This window comes from Curtobacterium sp. MCLR17_054, from assembly GCF_003234335.2.
GTDB classification, from domain to species: Bacteria; Actinomycetota; Actinomycetes; order Actinomycetales; family Microbacteriaceae; genus Curtobacterium; species Curtobacterium flaccumfaciens.
In genome coordinates this window covers 799,826-815,947 of sequence record NZ_CP126263.1, presented here as the reverse complement: position 1 = coordinate 815,947, position 16,122 = coordinate 799,826, and the positions used below count along the sequence as shown (strand labels likewise).

Below are 16,122 nucleotides of genomic sequence, written 5' to 3'. Positions count from 1 at the left end.
CCATGTCGTCCCTCGTCCGCTCCCCCCGCTTCAGCGCCATCGCGCTCCTCACCGCCGCCGTGCTCGGCCTGGTCGTGGCGAACTCCCCGATCGGCCCCGGCCTCGAACGGCTGCTCGACGCGCACCTGCCGCTCGGGGCCCTGGGCCTCGACCTGTCGATCGCGCACTGGATCAGCGACGGGCTGCTCGCGGTCTTCTTCCTGCTCGTCGCGATCGAGCTGAAGCAGGAACTCGTCGACGGCGAGCTGTCGAACCCCAAGACGGCGATCATCCCCGCCATCGCGGCGGTCGGCGGCGTGCTCGTCCCGGCCGGCATCTTCCTGCTCGTCACCGCGGGCACGCAGTACACGCACGGTTGGCCGATCCCGACGGCGACGGACATCGCGTTCGCGCTCGGGGTGCTCGCCATGTTCGGTCGCGGGCTGCCGAGCGGTATCCGGGTGTTCCTGCTCGCGCTGGCCGTGCTCGACGACCTCATCGCGATCATCATCATCGCCGTGGTGTTCGCCCACGACACCGACTTCCTGGCCCTCGCGGGCGCTGTCGTCACCCTCGCGGCGTTCTGGCTGCTCGGCCGGATGCTCCGTCCGGGGCGCAGCGGGCAGACGCTCGTCATCGTGGCGATGGTCGTGGTCGGGCTCCTGACCTGGTGGCTCGTCTACCACTCCGGTGTGCACGCCACGATCGCCGGCGTCGCCCTCGGGCTCGTGCTGCCCCGCCGCCCGGGCCACACCCTGCACGAGAACGTCGAGCCGTGGTCGAACGCCATCGTGCTGCCGGTGTTCGCGTTCGCGTCAGCCGCCGTCATCATCCCCTCGGTCGGCATCAGCGAGCTCTCCCCCACGTTCTGGGCGGTCGTCCTCGCGCTGCCGGTCGGCAAGGTGATCGGCATCACGCTGTTCGGCACGATCGCCACGCGGATCTTCCGCTCGCCCGGCCGCTCGTCGCTGTCGTTCTTCTCGATCATCACCGTCGGCGTGCTCGGCGGCATCGGGTTCACGGTGTCGCTGCTCATGAACGAGCTGGCGTTCGCCCGCAACGAGGAGATCCTCGACGAGGGCGTCCTCGCCGTGCTCGTCGGTTCGGGCATCGCCATCGTCGCGTCGGCGGTCGTCGTCACCCTGCGGGCGCGGGCGTACCGCGCGCGCCGCGAGCTGTCCGAGGCCGAGGACACCGAGTAGCGGCTCGCGGCCCGCGGTTCGCACCCGTTCCACGACAGGCCACGCGTCGTTCGACGCGTGGATCGTCGCGAAGGGCGTGCACGCCGTGGACGTGGCCACGGACGGCCTGGAGGCACGGTGCGGGCCCGCACCGTGCCTCCAGGCCGTCTCCGCTCGCGTCTACGCGGCCGGTGCCTCGGCCGGGGTCGTCGCCCCGTAGACGGCGGTGAGGATGCTCTCCACCCACTGGATGAGGGCATCGTCCGGCAGCGCCTGGTCGTGCGGACGCGGCATCGGGATGCTCGTCGCGTTCTGCTGCGGGAACCAGCGCGCACCCGGGAACATGCGCTTCAGGCGCACCTGCGACGAGTCGGCGAGCTCCTTGCCGGCGACCCGCAGGTTCGAGCCCATCACCACGACGTCGGACAGGCCGACCTGCTGCGCCATACGACGGAGGCGAGAGACCTCGACCAGGGTCTGCACGGCCTGCGGCGGCTGCCCGTAGCGGTCGGTGAGCTCGTCGAGCACCATGTCGATCGCGTTCGGCTGCGCCGTCGGGGCCGAGGCCGCCGACAGCTTCTGGTACGCCTCGAGCCGGAGTCGCTCGGACTCGACGTAGTCCTCGGGGATGTGCGCGTCGACGGGGATCTCGAGCCGGAGCTCGGTCTGCCCCTCGGCGACGTCGCCGCGGAACTGCGACACCGCCTCGCCGATCATCCGCAGGTACAGGTCGAACCCGACGCCCGCGATGTGGCCGGACTGCTCCCCGCCGAGCAGGTTGCCGGCCCCGCGGATCTCGAGGTCCTTCATGGCGACCTGCATGCCCGCGCCGAGCTCGTTGTTCGCGGCGATGGTCTCGAGGCGGTCCTGGGCGGTCTCGGACAACGGCTTCTCGGAGTCGTAGAGGAAGTACGCGTACCCGCGCTCCCGCCCACGACCGACACGACCGCGCAGCTGGTGCAGCTGCGACAGGCCGTACTTGTCCGCCTTGTCGATGATCAGCGTGTTCGCGTTGGCGATGTCCAGGCCCGTCTCGATGATCGTCGTCGAGACGAGGACGTCGAAGCGGCGCTCCCAGAAGTCGACCATGACCTGCTCGAGGGCGGTCTCCGACATCTGCCCGTGCGCGACGGCGATGCGCGCGTCCGGCACGATCTCGGCCAGGTGCGCGGCGACCGACTGGATGTCCTTCACGCGGTTGTGCACGTAGAACACCTGGCCCTCGCGCAGCAGCTCGCGGCGGATCGCCGCCGCCACCTGCAGGTCGGACTGCGGCCCGACGAAGGTCAGGATCGGGTGGCGGTCCTCGGGCGGGGTGGCGAGGGTCGACATCTCACGGATGCCCGTGACCGCCATCTCGAGCGAGCGCGGGATCGGGGTCGCCGACATCGCCAGGACGTCGACGTTCGTCTTGAACTTCTTGAGCTGGTCCTTGTGCTCGACCCCGAACCGCTGTTCCTCGTCGATGATGACGAGCCCGACGTCCTTGAAGGTGATGCCCTGCGACAGGATCCGGTGGGTCGCGATGACGATGTCGACCGTGCCGTCGGCGAGCCCGGCGATGGTCTCCTTCGACTCCTTCTCGGTCTGGAACCGGCTCAGGGCGCGCAGGTGCACGGGGAACCCGGCGAAGCGCTCCTGGAACGTCTCCATGTGCTGGCGGACGAGCAGGGTCGTCGGGACGAGCATGACGACCTGCTTGCCGTCCTGCACGGCCTTGAACGCGGCACGGATCGCGACCTCGGTCTTGCCGTAGCCGACGTCACCGGACAGCAGGCGGTCCATCGGGATCGGGCGTTCCATGTCGCGCTTGATCTCGTCGATCGTGGTGAGCTGGTCGGCGGTCTCGGCGAACGGGAACGCCTCTTCCAGCTCGCGCTGCCACGGGGTGTCCGGACCGAACGCGTGCCCCTTCGACGCCATGCGCGCCGAGTACAGCTTGACCAGGTCCACGGCGATGTCGCGGACAGCCTTGCGGGCCTTCGACTTGGCGGCGGACCAGTCCGAGCCGCCCATCTTCGACAGGGTCGGGGACTCGCCACCGACGTACCGCGACAGCTGGTCGAGCTGGTCGGTCGGCACGAAGAGCTTGTCGCCCGGGTAGTTGCGCTTCGACGGCGCGTACTCGAGCACGAGGTACTCGCGCTGCGTCTTCACGGCGTTGCGGCCGCCGCTGGAGACCTCGCGGCTGACGAGCTCGACGAACTTGCCGATGCCGTGGGTTGCGTGCACGACGACGTCGCCCGGCTTGAGCTGCAGCGGGTCGACGACGTTCTTGCGGCGGCTCGCGAGCTTCTTGACGGTGCGGGCGCCCTGCTGGACGCTGCGGCCGTAGAACTCCGCCTCGCTCAGGACCGCGATGCGGGGGTCGGGGATCGCGAAGCCGTGCTCGACGGTCGCGGTCGTCACGACGGCGAACCCCGGCTCGGGCGGCGCGTCGACCGCTGCGGCACGGGCGGCGACCCCGGCGTCAGCGAGAACCTGCACCGCACGCTCGACGAGGCCCTGGCCCTGCGCGGTCACCACCACGGCCCACCCGTCGTCGGTCAGCGACTTGACGTGCGCGATCGCCCCGTCGGCGCTGCCGGCGAAGCTCGGCACCGCCTCGGCCCGGACGCGGATGTACTCGCCGGCCTCGGCAGCGGCCTCGGCGTCGGTGAGGACGCGCTCGGTGTCCCCTTCGTCGAGGCCGGAGTCGAACGGTGACACCGTCCACCAGGTGCGCTGCCCCCGGGTGTTCTTGAGCTGCTGCACGGTCAGGAAGTTGCCGGCGTCGAGGTCGATCGGGGCCTGGGCACCGGCGACCGCTGCACTCCAGGCCGCCTGCAGGAACTCGGTGTTCGTCTCGGCGAGGCTGTTCGCGCGGCCGTTCACCCGCTCGGGCGAGAACACCGCGATGGTGGCGTCGTCCGGCAGGTAGGAGGTCATCGGCACGAGGTCCTGCACGAGCGCCGGGGCGAGGGACTCCATGCCCTCGACCGGGATGCCCTCGGCGATCTTCGCGAGCATCTGCGACAGGTTCGGGAACTCGTGCAGCATCTCGCGCGCCCGCTGCCGGACGTCGTCGCTGAGCAGGAGTTCGCGCGAGGCGGTCAGCTCGACCGAGCCGAGGTCGTCCTCGGTCGTGCGCTGGTCGGCGACGGAGAACGCCTTGATCGCCTCGATCTCGTCGCCGAAGAAGTCGACGCGTGCCGGGTGGTCGGCCGTCGGCGGGAAGACGTCGAGGATGCCACCGCGCACCGCGAACTCACCACGGCGGGTGACGAGGTCGACACGCGAGTAGGCGAGGTCCACCAGCTGGGACGCGATCGCAGCCAGGTCGTTGCCCCGCGAGTCGGTCCGCAGCACCACCGGCGCCAGGGACGTCAGGTTGCTCGCGATCGGCTGCAGCGCGGCGCGGACGCTCGCGACCACGATGGTCTGGCGGCGCTCGGCCGGGTCCGCCGCCTGCCACGCCGCGAGCTTCCGGAGCGTCGCGATGCGCGTGCCGACGGTCTGGGCACTCGGGCTGAGGCGTTCGTGCGGCAGGGTCTCCCACGCCGGGAACTCGAGCACGTCGGCGTCGGGGACGTAGCTGCCGAACGCTTCACGGACCGCCTCGGCTTCACGCCCGGTCGCCGTGATGACGAGGACGCACTGCGGACCGTTGCGCTCGGCGAGCAGCGCGCCGAGCAGCGGCACGCGCAGGCCGTCCACGACGGAGAAGTCGGCGTCGCGCGGTGCGGCGCGCAGCACGCGATCGAAGGCGGAGGCGCGCGAGAGCGCAGGGATGATGCCCGAGATCGTCACTCAGGAGATGGTACCGGCCGCCACCGACACCGGCCGCGACGTGCGCGACGGGCGAACAGCACCGACGCCCGGCACGGAGCGCTCAGGACGGAGCGTGCACGCGCTGCTGTGCGGCGAGCAGCCCGACCTCGGCGATCGCCTCGACCGCGTCGGCGGCGTCGGCCAGCAGGATCGGCAGCGTCTTCTTCTCGGCTGCGGAGAAGTCACGCAGCACGTAGTCGGCCGGGTCCTGCCGACCGGGCGGACGCCCGATGCCGACCCGGACGCGCATGAACTCGTTCGTGCCGGTGGCCTTGATGATGTCGCGCAGCCCGTTGTGCCCGCCGTGCCCGCCACTGCCCTTCAGGCGGACGGTGTCGAACGGCAGGTCGAGCTCGTCGTGCACGACGACGAGGTCGGCCGGGGTGGCGCTGTAGAACCCGAGCACCGAGGAGACCGGTCCGCCCGAGGTGTTCATGAACGACCCGGGCTTCGCCAGCACGAGTCGGGTGCCGCCGGGCACCAGGCGCCCCTCGGCGACCTGGTTCGGCGTCTTGTGCTTCTTGAACGTCGCTCCCATGCGGGAGGCGAGTTCGTCGAGGACCATCTGGCCGACGTTGTGGCGGTTGCCGGCGTAGTCGGGCCCGGGGTTCCCGAGCCCGACCACCACGAGGATTCGATCCGTCACAGCGTCGACCAGATGTCTTCGAAGGGGTGTTACTCGGAGTCCGCGGCGCCCTCGGCACCCGACTCGGCGCCGGCCTCGGCCGAGGCCTCGTCCGCAGCGTCGTCGTCAGCGGTGCCACGCGGGGTGACGATCGCGACGACCAGCGCCTCGGGGTCGGTCTCGAGCTCGGCGCCCTCGGGGAGCTCGAGCTGCGCGGCGTGGATCTGCACGCCGTCCTCGAGGCCCTCGACGTTCACGGAGACGTGCTCCGGGATGTCGGTGGCGAGCACGAGCAGCGAGATCGTGTTGAGGTCCTGCACGTGGATGGTGCCGGAGAAGGACTCGCCCTCGATGACGACGGGCACGTCGACCGTGACCTTCTCGCCGCGGCGGAGGACCACGAGGTCGATGTGCTCGATGATCTGGCGCACCGGGTCACGCTGGACGTCCTTGACGAGGGCGAGCTGCGCAGCACCCTCGATGTCGAGGTCGACGACCGCGTTGGCGGTACGGACGAGCAGCATGGTCTCGTGACCGGGCAGCGAGATGTGCTTCGGCTCGGTGCCGTGGCCGTAGACGACCGCGGGGATCTTGTCGGCCGCGCGGAGCTTGCGAGCAGCGCCCTTGCCGAACTTGGTGCGGACTTCCGCTGCGAGCTTGGTGTAGTCGGCCATGGTGCCTCCTGGTGTCGGGGACGACGCCGGGGTGCCGGCATCGTGGGGGTCTGTGGTGTTGCAACTCGAACGCGTGCACGCGTGAGGAACGATCCCAGGGTCTTGCCGGGTATCCCACCGCGTCGATCACGGCCGCGCGTACGCAGCCCTCGCCGAAGTCAGGGACTGAGTCTAGCAGGGCCGTCCGGGCGTGTCGCGCGTCACGATCCGGACGCACACCGGGACGGACGGGAGGCCCGTGGCGGTCCTGCCACGGGCCTCCCGTCCGTCGTCCCCACGCGGCGGGCGCGGGGCGCTCCCCCCAGGACCGCTCCCCGCGACCGCCGCGTCAGTCGACGTCCGTCGGTGTCGCCGGCGCGAGCCGCGCGATCACCCGGTCGAGGCGGGCGTCCACCTGCGGCTGCCGCGTCGAACCCTTCCGGAGCACGGCCGCGTCGGTCGCGGTGACGTGCAGCAGCCGTTCCCACTCCGCCGCGTACAGCGCGCTGCGGTAGCCGGATGACTCCTGGCACGCGACGTCCCGTTCGGCGACGGCGACCTCGGCCTTCCCAGGATCGTCCGAGAACAGGACGACCTGGTCGCCGTCACGGGCGCTGACGTGCATCGAGGGGGTCGGCATGCCCTCCGGACCCTCCGGCAGGTCCGGCACACCGGACGGCGCCATGCAGGTGCGCCACCCGGCCGCGGCCGTGCGGACCGGGTCGTCCTGGCGTGCGTCCAGCGCCGCCAGGTACGTCAGGCGCTGGGCGAGTTCGGACGCCGACTGCTCCGTACCGCGCAGTGTGGTGCCGAGCGTCTTCCGGGCTGCCTTCCAGCAGCGGGCGGCCACGTCGTCCGGGAGCGCGGCGAACGCGGCCTGGCGGTCTGGGTCGTACCCCCACTTCCGCATGCCCTCCTGGTTCGCACCGGCGACGGACGGCCCGTGGTAGCCGCGGGCCTCGGCGAGCGCCGTGGTGAGGGGCCGGGTGGTCGCGAGTGCGGGTGCGGGGTTCGCCCGGGCGGCGGTGTCGGCCGCGTCGTCGTCGGCCTGCAGCCCGGCCGCGGTCGCCCAGGGAGCCGGGTCGTCGATGCCGGCCTTCCGCAGGCAGGGCTCAGCCACGAGGTCCTCCGCGTACGTGGTCTTCGACGAGGCCGGTGCGACGAAGGCGTCGAGCGGCATCGCCCACGCCGTGCTGTCCTGGTCGACGGTGGGTGCGACCGCGACGTCGGCACGCTCGGGCAGGCCGTGGACGACGGCGGTGGCCAGTCCGGCGAGGACGACGACGAGGGTGCCGGTCTTCGCGACGCGGTTCGTGATCTGCATGGTTCCCCCTAGGCGCGGACGAGGCCGCGTTCGTGTGCGGTGATGACGACCTGGATCCGGTTCCGGAGTCCGAGCTTCGTCAGGACGGCGCGGACGTGGGTCTTCACGGTGGCGTCGCTCAGGAAGACCGACTCGGCGATCTCGGCGTTGCTGAGCCCCTTCGCGACGAGCAGGAAGACCTCGCGCTCGCGAGCCGTCAGCGCGTCGAGCACCTCGTCGCGCCGATCGGTCACGGCCGGGGTGCCCTGCGCGCGCAGCAGGTCCAGCGCCTCCGCTTCCGTCGGTGCAGGTCGGCCCGCGTGCACGTCGCGGATGGTCGCGGTGACGACCTCGGGCAGAGCGTCCTTCGTCAGGAACGCTGCGGCGCCGGCGCGGAGAGCAGCGAGCACGGCGTCGTCGCGGCGGATGGTCGTGAGCGCGACGACCCGCGGGCGGTCCTGGGTCGACCCGGCGAGACGCGTCAGGGTCTCGATGCCGTTCATGACCGGCATCCGCAGGTCGAGCAGCAGGACGTCGGGGTGTTCGGCGGCGCAGAGCTCGAGGGCGGCGGCACCGTCGCCGGCGGTCCCGACGCAGGTCATGTCGTCCTGGGCATCGACGAGCATCTGCATCCCGGTGGCGAACAGCCGCTGGTCGTCGACGACGGCGACGCGGACGGCGCTCATCGGACGTGCTCCGGCCGGACGGCCTCGGTGTCGGTGTCCACCGTCGCCGTGGTCGGCACGGCGGCGGTCGTCGGCAGCCACGCGGTGACGACCCACTCGTCCGGGGTGTCGCCGACACCGGCACGCAGCCAGCCGCCGGCCAGTCGGGCACGCTCCTGCATCCCGGCGACACCGGACCCGACACCGTCGAGCTCGACGAGGGGTTCGGTCCCCCGTGACGTCACGACGACGCCGAGCCCCGGGCCGCGCCAGTCGAGCGCCACCCGGGCCGTCGCTGTCCGCCCCTGGTGCTTCAGCACGTTCGTCAGGCTCTCCTGCACGATCCGGTGCACCGCGCTGGCACTGCCCGCGGGCAGGAGTCCGGCGCCGTGCTCCTCGAACGTCGCGGTCATCCCGAGCTCCCGCATGTCCTCGACCAGGTCGGGGACGTCGAGCAGACCGTGGCGGTCGGCGTCGTCGCTCGCCTGGATGCGTTCCACCAGGGCCCGGACGTCACCCAGTGCCGAGCGGCTCACGTCGGCGATGTCCTGCAGTGCCCGGGCGGCGTGTTCGTCCCGCACGGCGATGGCCGCGGCACCCTGGGCCTGGGACACGACGACGGCCAGTGAGTGGGCGAGCGAGTCGTGCACGTCGCGGGCGATCCGCGCGCGGTCCTGCTCGGCCCGGAGTTCGGTGGTGGTCACCTCGGTGCGGCGTTGCGCCTCGACCACCCGGACCCTGGCGAGGCCGATCCGCCACGCGGCACCGATGGCCACGCCGACCGCCCAGGCGACACCGCTGACCCCGACGAACGCGAAGGTGATCGTGACGAGGTCGGAACGGGTCCCGCCGGAGTTCCCCACCCAGCTGCCCCAGACGTCCTGGTCGGCAGCGGTCGGGACCGCCATCGCCCAGGCAGCTGCCGCACTCGCGAGCAGGAGCACGGGGACCGCCACGTAGCGGAGCAGGTCGGACCGACCGGCGCCGACGATGCCGACGACGATCGCGATCGCCAGGTACTCCGGCCAGGTCGTGTCGGTCGGTCGGGTGAGCAGCCGGGCCGCCTGCAGGAGCGGGATGCCGACGACCAGTCCGAGCGCGGTCGCGGGCATCCACGCGGCGAGGCCGATGGCGACGGCGAAGGCCGACACCACGACGACGTGGTCGGCGAGCCCCGCGCGTCCGGCTTCGGCGACGATCCAGAGCACGAGGTACACGGCGCCGGCGGCGGGGGCCAGCAGGTGCCGGTACCGGCGGAGGAGGGATGTCATGACGCGAGCGTATGGGCCTCGCCGGACGGGGACCGAGCCGTGCGGCCGCTTTTCATCCGAGGTGATGAGGTCGCGCCGGACGGCTCAGCGGCCGACCTGCCGACGGTGCTCCTGCGCGGCGTGGAGGACGTCGCGCGCCCGGTCGCTCGCTGCCTCGGCCTCGTCGCGGGCTGCCTCGAGCCGGGTGATCTCGGCCTCGGCCTGCTCGAGGGCACGCTGGAGCTCCGCGCGGCGCTCCTCCGCCTGTTCGAGATCGGCCTCGGCGGTGTCGAGTGCTGCGTCGGCGTCGCGGGACTCCGTGCGCGCTGCGGTCTCGGCCTGGCGCGCGGCCTTCCGGTCGGCGGCCGGGTCGCGCTTCGGTTCGGGTTCGGGTTCGGCGTCCGGCTCCGACTCCGGGGCGTCGCGCTGCGCGGGCCTGGAGGCACGGCTCGCCTTCCGCGCACCCCTCGCCTGGGAGATGGGGATGGGTGGGGCATCGCTGCCGGACCAGGCATCGGGCACCGCGTCCGGATCCGCGAGCGCCCCGTCGAGGTCGACCGCGTCGAACCCCACGCTCTCGAGCGCCGTCACGAGCAGCCCCGACCGGACGGCCGCGCCGGCGTGCGGGTCCGCCATCGCCGCCTCGATCGTCGACCGGACCTGCTCGAGCACCGCCGGGGTGACGGAGTGCCCGGCGTCGGACGCCAGGTCCGCACCGGCCTGCGCGAGGGCGTCGACGACCTCGGCGCGCTGCCGACGGAGGGTCCGGATCGCGTCGGGGTCGGCGTCGGCTTGGGCCTGGCGGAGCGCCGGTCCGAGGTCGACGGCGTCGTCGAGGGCACCGTCGTGGGCGAGCAGGTCGATCACCCAGGCGGCCGGTGAGGGCTTCCGGAGCTTCCCGATCGCCGTGGCGAGGGCACGGTTGTCCTGCCGCACCGCGCGCTGCCGTGCGGTGCGCTCGGCGACGAAGTCCTGCGGCGCGACGAGCAGCAGCTCCCTGGCGACGTCGGCGAACTCCATGCGACCACTGTGCCAGCCAGGGTGCCAGGGACTACCAGTCGTGGACGGTGCCGTCGGCCAGGCGGTTGAAGGGCAGGTACGCCTGCTCGTAGGGGTACTTGCCGGCTTCGTCGACGTCGAGGCTGACCCCGAGGCCCGGCTCGTCACCCGGGTGCAGGTAGCCGTCGGTGAACGTGAACGTCTGGTGGAACACCTGGTTGGTCTGCGGTCCGTGCTGCATGTACTCCTGGATGCCGAAGTTGTGGATCGCGAGCCCGAGGTGCATCTGCGCGGCAAGGCCCACCGGGGAGATGTCGGTCGGCCCGTGGAAGCCGGACTTGACCTGGTACAGCGCCGCGTACTCCATCGTCTTCTTGAGCGGGGTGACGCCGCCCATGTGCGTGACGGCACCGCGGACGTAGTCGATGAGCTGGTCGCGGATGATGTCCTTGAAGTCCCAGATGGTGTTGAAGACCTCGCCGATCGCCAGCGGCGTCGTAGTGTGCTGCCGGACGAGCTTCAGGGCCTCCTGGTTCTCGGCGGGGGTGCAGTCCTCGAGCCAGAACAGGTCGTAGGGCTCGAGCGACTTGCCGAGCTTGGCGGCCTGCAGCGGGGTCATCCGGTGGTGGCCGTCGTGCAGCAGCGGCAGTTCGGGGCCGAACTCGTTGCGGACGGCCTCGAACACGGTGGGCACGTGGCGCAGGTAGGCGCGGGTGTCCCAGTCCTCCATCGCCGGGTGCGCACCGCGCTGGGCGGGCTCGAAGTCGTAGCGGACGCCGGCGTTGCCCTCGGTGGTCCTGTTCGAGGCGATGCCGTAGATGGACTCGAGGCCGGGGACACCGGTCTGCACCCGGATGGAGCGGTAGCCCTCTTCCTGGTGCTCGCGGATGGAGTCGAACAGCTCGGGCAGCTCCTTGCCCGAGGCGTGGCCGTACGCCATGAGCCCGGTGCGCGATGCCCCGCCGAGCAGCTGGTACAGCGGCATCCCGGCGACCTTCGCCTTGATGTCCCAGAGGGCCATGTCGACGGCGGCGATCGCGGCCATCGTGACCGGACCACGGCGCCAGTACGACGACCGGTACAGGAACTGCCAGGCGTCCTCGATGCGGCTGGCGTCACGGCCGACGAGCAGCGGGACGACGTGCTCGGACAGGTAGGCGGAGACCGCGAGCTCGCGGCCGTTCAGGGTGGCGTCGCCGAGCCCGGTGACGCCGTCGGCCGTGGTGAGCTTGAGCGTCACGAAGTTCCGGTTCGGGCTGGTCACGATGACCTCGGCCCGCTCGATCAGCTGGCCGCGGTCCGCCGAGGCCCAGGTGTCCGGACGGCCGGCGGTGGTCTCGGCCGGCCCGCTGTCGGTGGCGCCGGGGACCGGGGCCGCGGGGTTGGTGGTGGTCGTGTCGGTCATGCGTGGACTCCTCCGTTGGAGCGTTCGCGGGCGCGTGCCGCGGCGGTGCGGATGCGGTCGGCCGCCGCCGTCACGGCGGCGACCACGGGGGTGGTGTCGAGTTCGGGCGCGACGACAGCCAGGACGTCGTGCACGTCCGAGTCTGGCCCGGGGGCACCGGGGTCGTCCACCAGGTCGGACTGCTCGGTGACGTGCAGCCACCACGCGGCGAGGGCGGTGGCCGCTCCGGTGCCGATGCCGGCCGAGGGGTCGCGGGCGAGCCGGTGCCGCACGACGTCGACGACACGGACGGGCAGCTTCTGCGAGCCGCCGGACGCGATCTGCCGAAGCGTGTGCCGGATGCGCGGGTTGGCGAACCGTTCGACCAGGGCCGTGCGGGCGTCTTTGACCTCGGCCTCGGGCAGCGGGAGTTCGAGCGCGGCTTCGTCCCAGAGCTGCTCGACGGCGGTGCGGCAGACCGGGTCGTCCATCGCCTCGGCCACGGTGTCGTGGCCGAGCTGCAGCCCCAGGTAGGCGAGGAGCGAGTGCGAGCCGTTCAGCAGCCAGAGCTTCCGCTGCTCGTACGGGGTGACGTCGTCGACGATCCGGACGCCGGCCGTCTGCCACGCGGGCCGGTCGGTGCCCGCGAAGGCGTCCTCGAGCACCCACTCGGCGAACGGCTCGGTGACGACGGGGACCCGGTCTCCGGCGAGCGCACCCGGCAGTTCCGACAGGCGCGCGACGTCGTCGTCGGTGGTGGCCGGGGTGATCCGGTCGACCATCGAGCTCGGGAACGTGACGTACGCCTCGATCCAGTCGTGCAGGGCGTCGTCGGTGACGGCGTCGAGCACGGCGTCCCGCAGGACCGCCCCGTTGTGCGTCAGGTTGTCGAGACTGACCAGCGCGATGCGCCCGGAGCCGGCGGCACGGCGGGCGTCGAGCCCCGTGACCAGCCGCGCCGGCACGTCGGAACCGGACCGGTAGCCCTGCTCGGTGACCGTCAGCGTGACGATGGTCGTCTCCGGGGACGCGACCACGTGCCTCCAGGCCGTGTCGTCGCTGCCCGGGTGGGCAGCCACGATCGTGTCGACCACCTCGGCTCCGTCGCCGGACGCGGCTCGGGTGACGAGCGTGTACCGGCAGTCCTGCGCGGTCAACGCGTCCGCGGCCGCGGCCGAGCGGCCGGTGAAGGCGGTGATGCCCCACGGCTCCCCCGTGGTGTGGGCGGTGTACCAGGCGAGGTGGGCGCGAGCGAACGCGCCGACCCCCAGGTGGACGATGCCCGGACGGCGCTCCGTCATGCGGTCACCGGCACGAGGGAGCGGAGGTACGCCAGGTTGTCGGCGGTGCGGGTCTCGAGCGGGAGGTCGGTGGAGAAGTCCTCGATGGTGACCCACCCGTCGTAGCCCACTTGGCGGAGCGCGTCGAGGTACTCGGACACCGACGCCTGGCCGGTGCGCAGGGGTGCCCACTCGTGCTGCCAGATCGAACTGCCGTCGGCACGGGTGTCGCCGGTGTCGACCCAGCGGGCGTTCTTCACGTGGGCGTGTGCCAGGTACGGCCCGAGCAGTTCGAACGCGGCCAGGTGGTCCTCGTACCCCTCGATCACGAGGTTGCCGAGGTCGTGGATGACGCCGACGTGTGCGGGGTCGAGACCGTCGATCAGTCGCAGTGCCGCGGAGGCCGACGGCGTGATCGTCATGTGGTGCAGCTCGACCAACACCTTGACGCCGAGTTCGGCCGCGCGGTCCGCCGCCCACTCGAGGTCCGTGCGGGTGCGGTCGAAGAGCTGCGGGTAGGTCTCGCCGGTGCGTTCCTTCTCGGCACGGTAGTGCGGCATCGTGACGCGGACCTGCCGGGCGCCGAGTTCGCTGGTCACGCGCAGCATCGTCTCGACACCGTCGTGGTCGGCGGCCGGCTGGTAGCCGCCGATGCCCGAGTACTCGAGCCCGGCGGCGTCGGTGACCCGGGCGATCTCGCCGACCCGGTCGCGGATGCCGGTGTACTGCCAGGTCGAGTTGTTGCCCGCCCAGAACGACCGCTCGGCGGGGACCTCGACGCCGTCGGCCGGGCGGTCGTCGACGATGCGCCACTCGATGCCGTCCCAGCCCTGTGCGGCCAGGGTCTCGGCGGCTTCGGACGGGGTCCAGTCGGGGGTGGAGGCGGTGAACACGGAGAACTTCATCGGGTGGCTCCTTCGGTCGCGCTGGCGGTGGCGGGTGTGCCGACGACGGGCACCACGTCGTCGTACTTCCCCTCGATCACGTCGTCGATGCGCACGGGGTGTCCGAGCGTCGCGCTGACGTAGAGCCCGCGGACGGTGGCGAGCGACACGAGGGCCGCGTCGACGGTGACACCCGGTTCGCGTCCCTGCCGGATCGCGTCGACGATGTCCGTGTACTGCCGAGCGTGCCCCGCGGCGAAGTGGTCGGGTTCGGCCGGGCCGCCGACGACGTGCTCGGGCGGGACGACCTGGTCCTTCTGGTCGACCGCACCGGCGACCGCGGTGGCGTTCGACGTGGTGGACGCGGACTCGAGCGTGGCGGTGTCCGGGGCGATGTGGAAGTACGCGAGCCGGTCGTCGTCGACGATGGCGGAGCCGTGCGTGCCGTACACGGCGTACCGGGCGGAGAGCCCCGGGTACGCGGCGGTCGTGCAGTGGACGACCCCGAGCGCCCCGCCGGCGAACCGGACGGTGGCGACGGCGGTGTCCTCGACCTCGATGCGGTCGTGGGCGAGGAGCCCCGTCTGGGCCGAGATCTCGACCGGACGACCGAGCGCCCAGACGAGCAGGTCGACGGTGTGCACGCCCTGGTTCATCACCGCGCCGCCGCCGTCGAGCGCCCAGGTGCCGCGCCAGTCACCGGAGTCGTAGTACCCCTGCGACCGGTACCATGCGACGCTCGCGAGCCCCGAGGTCACGGTGCCGAACCCGCCGTCGTGCGCGGCCCGGGCGACGGCTGCCGACGCCGGGTCGAAGCGGTGCTGACTGATGACGCTCGTGACGAGCCCGCGGTCACGAGCGGCTGCGGCGAGCGCCGCGATCTGCCGTGCCCGGGGCATCGTGGTGTCGAGCGGCTTCTCGATGACGACGTGCTTGCCGGCGGCCAGGGCGGCCTCGGCGAGCTGCACGTGCATGCCGGACGGCGAGCAGATCGCGACGACGTCGATGTCGGTCTGGTCGATCGCTTCCTCGATGGTGGTGGTGGTGATCGGGCGGGCGGCCCCCAGCTCCTGTACCGCGTCCGCGGCGCTCGTGGCGGCTTCGGGCACGGCGTCGACGAGGGCGACGACCTGCAGGTCGGGGTGGTGGACGGCGACGGTGGCGTGGTGGCGTCCGATGACACCGGCGCCGACGACGGCCAGGCGGAGCGGGTTGGTGGGTTCGGTCATCGCAGGGTGACTCCGATCTGGTCGGTGAGGGTGCGGAAGGCCCGGCCGGCACGACCGAAGGCCGCGGGGCCGGAGAACCCTCCGAGGGAGGTGAAGTCGCTGAGGTGCGGTTCGAGCGAGGCGTACCCGGAGTAGCCGGCGTCGCGGAGCGCGGTGAGGGTCTGGAGCAGTTCGCCGTCACCCTCGCCCGCGGGGACCACCGACGAGTCGGCGGCGAGGGCGTCCTTGACCTGCAGGTAGTCGACGTACGGGGCGAGCTGCTTCCAGCCGTCGGTGAAGGGCCGGACGCCGCACTGCACGTAGTTCGCGTTGTCCCAGGCCAGGCGGAGCGCGGACGAACCGACGCTCTCGACGATGTCGAGCACCCGCGCGGGGACGTCGCCGTAGATGTCCTTCTCGTTCTCGTGCAGCAGGGTCATGCCTTCGCGCTCGGCGAGGTCGGCCAGCGCCCGCATCCGGACGAGGACGTCGTCGCGGACGTCGTCGGGGCTGCGGCCGTCGAAGTAGAACGAGAAGATCCGGATGTTCGTCGTGCCGAGGGCGTGCGCGGCACGGATCGCACGGGCGAGCCGTGACACCTCGTGCTCGACGGGTTCGTCGACGGGCACCTTGCCGATCGGCGAGGCGATCGCGGACACGGTCTGCCCGCGCTCGTCGAGCAGCCGGTGGAGTCCGGCGAGCTGGTCCTCGTCCAGGTCGACGACGTTGACGCCCCAGGCGCTGCGGACCTCGATGGCGCTCGCGCCGAGCGCCTGGAGGACCGCGACCTGGACGACCGGATCGGCGTCGATCTCGTCGCCGAAACCGGAGAGTTCCCAACTGGGCTGGGTCATTGCATTCCCTTCATGCGACCAGCCTGGAGGCGCGGGGCGGGCTGGCA

At 72.0% G+C, this 16,122-nt stretch carries 13 protein-coding genes; 1 reads left to right on the top strand and 12 read right to left on the bottom strand.

Translation table 11 applies throughout. From position 1 onward, the window contains the following. Positions 1-2: 2 nt before the first annotated feature. Positions 3-1,181: a Na+/H+ antiporter NhaA gene (nhaA, locus tag DEJ08_RS03975; RefSeq protein WP_111033598.1), complete on the top strand. Its 1,179-nt coding sequence runs from the start codon at positions 3-5 to the stop codon at positions 1,179-1,181. A 159-nt stretch (positions 1,182-1,340) separates the two neighbouring features. On the opposite strand, the gene mfd is transcribed toward nhaA, so the two are convergent. From mfd to DEJ08_RS03915, 12 genes are all read right to left on the bottom strand, one after another. Then, entirely contained in the window at positions 1,341-4,949 is a 3,609-nt protein-coding gene (gene mfd / locus DEJ08_RS03970; protein WP_111047454.1) for a transcription-repair coupling factor, read from the bottom strand. 82 nt (positions 4,950-5,031) lie between these two features. Further along, positions 5,032-5,616 (bottom strand): aminoacyl-tRNA hydrolase, encoded by a 585-nt coding sequence (gene pth / locus DEJ08_RS03965; RefSeq protein ID WP_111054896.1) that lies wholly within the window; start codon positions 5,614-5,616, stop codon positions 5,032-5,034. Between the two features lie 29 nt (positions 5,617-5,645). Further along, a complete protein-coding gene (locus DEJ08_RS03960) occupies positions 5,646-6,269 on the bottom strand; it encodes a 50S ribosomal protein L25/general stress protein Ctc (RefSeq protein WP_071405234.1) in 624 nt (207 codons plus the stop codon). Positions 6,270-6,597: 328 nt separating this feature from the next. Next, complete coding sequence (locus DEJ08_RS03955; protein ID WP_111054897.1) at positions 6,598-7,572, bottom strand: hypothetical protein; 975 nt, start codon at positions 7,570-7,572, stop codon at positions 6,598-6,600. An 8-nt stretch (positions 7,573-7,580) separates the two neighbouring features. Next, the gene (locus DEJ08_RS03950; RefSeq protein ID WP_111054940.1) at positions 7,581-8,237 is read right to left on the bottom strand and encodes a response regulator transcription factor; all 657 of its coding nucleotides are present in this window, start codon (positions 8,235-8,237) and stop codon (positions 7,581-7,583) included. Continuing rightward, positions 8,234-9,487 (bottom strand): sensor histidine kinase, encoded by a 1,254-nt coding sequence (locus DEJ08_RS03945; RefSeq protein ID WP_111054898.1) that lies wholly within the window; start codon positions 9,485-9,487, stop codon positions 8,234-8,236. The genes DEJ08_RS03950 and DEJ08_RS03945 overlap by 4 nt, the downstream gene beginning before the upstream one ends. Positions 9,488-9,571: 84 nt before the next feature. Then, positions 9,572-10,486 carry a hypothetical protein gene (locus tag DEJ08_RS03940; protein ID WP_111054899.1) on the bottom strand — a complete coding sequence of 305 codons (915 nt, stop codon included), beginning with the start codon at positions 10,484-10,486 and terminating at the stop codon, positions 9,572-9,574. 31 nt (positions 10,487-10,517) lie between these two features. Beyond that, positions 10,518-11,870, bottom strand: a complete 1,353-nt coding sequence (gene manD, locus DEJ08_RS03935; protein ID WP_258367148.1) for a D-mannonate dehydratase ManD — start codon at positions 11,868-11,870, stop codon at positions 10,518-10,520. Next, positions 11,867-13,150, bottom strand: a complete 1,284-nt coding sequence (locus DEJ08_RS03930; RefSeq protein WP_111054900.1) for a mannitol dehydrogenase family protein — start codon at positions 13,148-13,150, stop codon at positions 11,867-11,869. Before DEJ08_RS03930 ends, manD begins: the two co-directional genes overlap by 4 nt. Then, positions 13,147-14,034, bottom strand: coding sequence for a sugar phosphate isomerase/epimerase family protein (locus DEJ08_RS03925; protein WP_111054901.1), 888 nt, complete (start codon positions 14,032-14,034; stop codon positions 13,147-13,149). The genes DEJ08_RS03930 and DEJ08_RS03925 overlap by 4 nt, the downstream gene beginning before the upstream one ends. After that, complete coding sequence (locus DEJ08_RS03920) at positions 14,031-15,242, bottom strand: Gfo/Idh/MocA family oxidoreductase (protein WP_111054902.1); 1,212 nt, start codon at positions 15,240-15,242, stop codon at positions 14,031-14,033. Before DEJ08_RS03920 ends, DEJ08_RS03925 begins: the two co-directional genes overlap by 4 nt. Beyond that, positions 15,239-16,075, bottom strand: coding sequence for a sugar phosphate isomerase/epimerase family protein (locus DEJ08_RS03915; protein ID WP_111054903.1), 837 nt, complete (start codon positions 16,073-16,075; stop codon positions 15,239-15,241). Before DEJ08_RS03915 ends, DEJ08_RS03920 begins: the two co-directional genes overlap by 4 nt. Positions 16,076-16,122: the final 47 nt, after the last annotated feature.

Coding starts and splice junctions, on each gene's coding strand:
- DEJ08_RS03960 (WP_071405234.1), bottom strand. CDS start 6,269: ATGGCCGACTACACCAAGCTCGCAGCGGAAGTCCGCACCAAGTTCGGC.
- DEJ08_RS03950 (WP_111054940.1), bottom strand. CDS start 8,237: ATGAGCGCCGTCCGCGTCGCCGTCGTCGACGACCAGCGGCTGTTCGCC.
- DEJ08_RS03940 (WP_111054899.1), bottom strand. CDS start 10,486: ATGGAGTTCGCCGACGTCGCCAGGGAGCTGCTGCTCGTCGCGCCGCAG.
- DEJ08_RS03955 (WP_111054897.1), bottom strand. CDS start 7,572: ATGCAGATCACGAACCGCGTCGCGAAGACCGGCACCCTCGTCGTCGTC.
- DEJ08_RS03925 (WP_111054901.1), bottom strand. CDS start 14,034: ATGAAGTTCTCCGTGTTCACCGCCTCCACCCCCGACTGGACCCCGTCC.
- DEJ08_RS03915 (WP_111054903.1), bottom strand. CDS start 16,075: ATGACCCAGCCCAGTTGGGAACTCTCCGGTTTCGGCGACGAGATCGAC.
- DEJ08_RS03930 (WP_111054900.1), bottom strand. CDS start 13,150: ATGACGGAGCGCCGTCCGGGCATCGTCCACCTGGGGGTCGGCGCGTTC.
- manD (WP_258367148.1), bottom strand. CDS start 11,870: ATGACCGACACGACCACCACCAACCCCGCGGCCCCGGTCCCCGGCGCC.
- DEJ08_RS03945 (WP_111054898.1), bottom strand. CDS start 9,487: ATGACATCCCTCCTCCGCCGGTACCGGCACCTGCTGGCCCCCGCCGCC.
- DEJ08_RS03920 (WP_111054902.1), bottom strand. CDS start 15,242: ATGACCGAACCCACCAACCCGCTCCGCCTGGCCGTCGTCGGCGCCGGT.
- nhaA (WP_111033598.1), top strand. CDS start 3: ATGTCGTCCCTCGTCCGCTCCCCCCGCTTCAGCGCCATCGCGCTCCTC.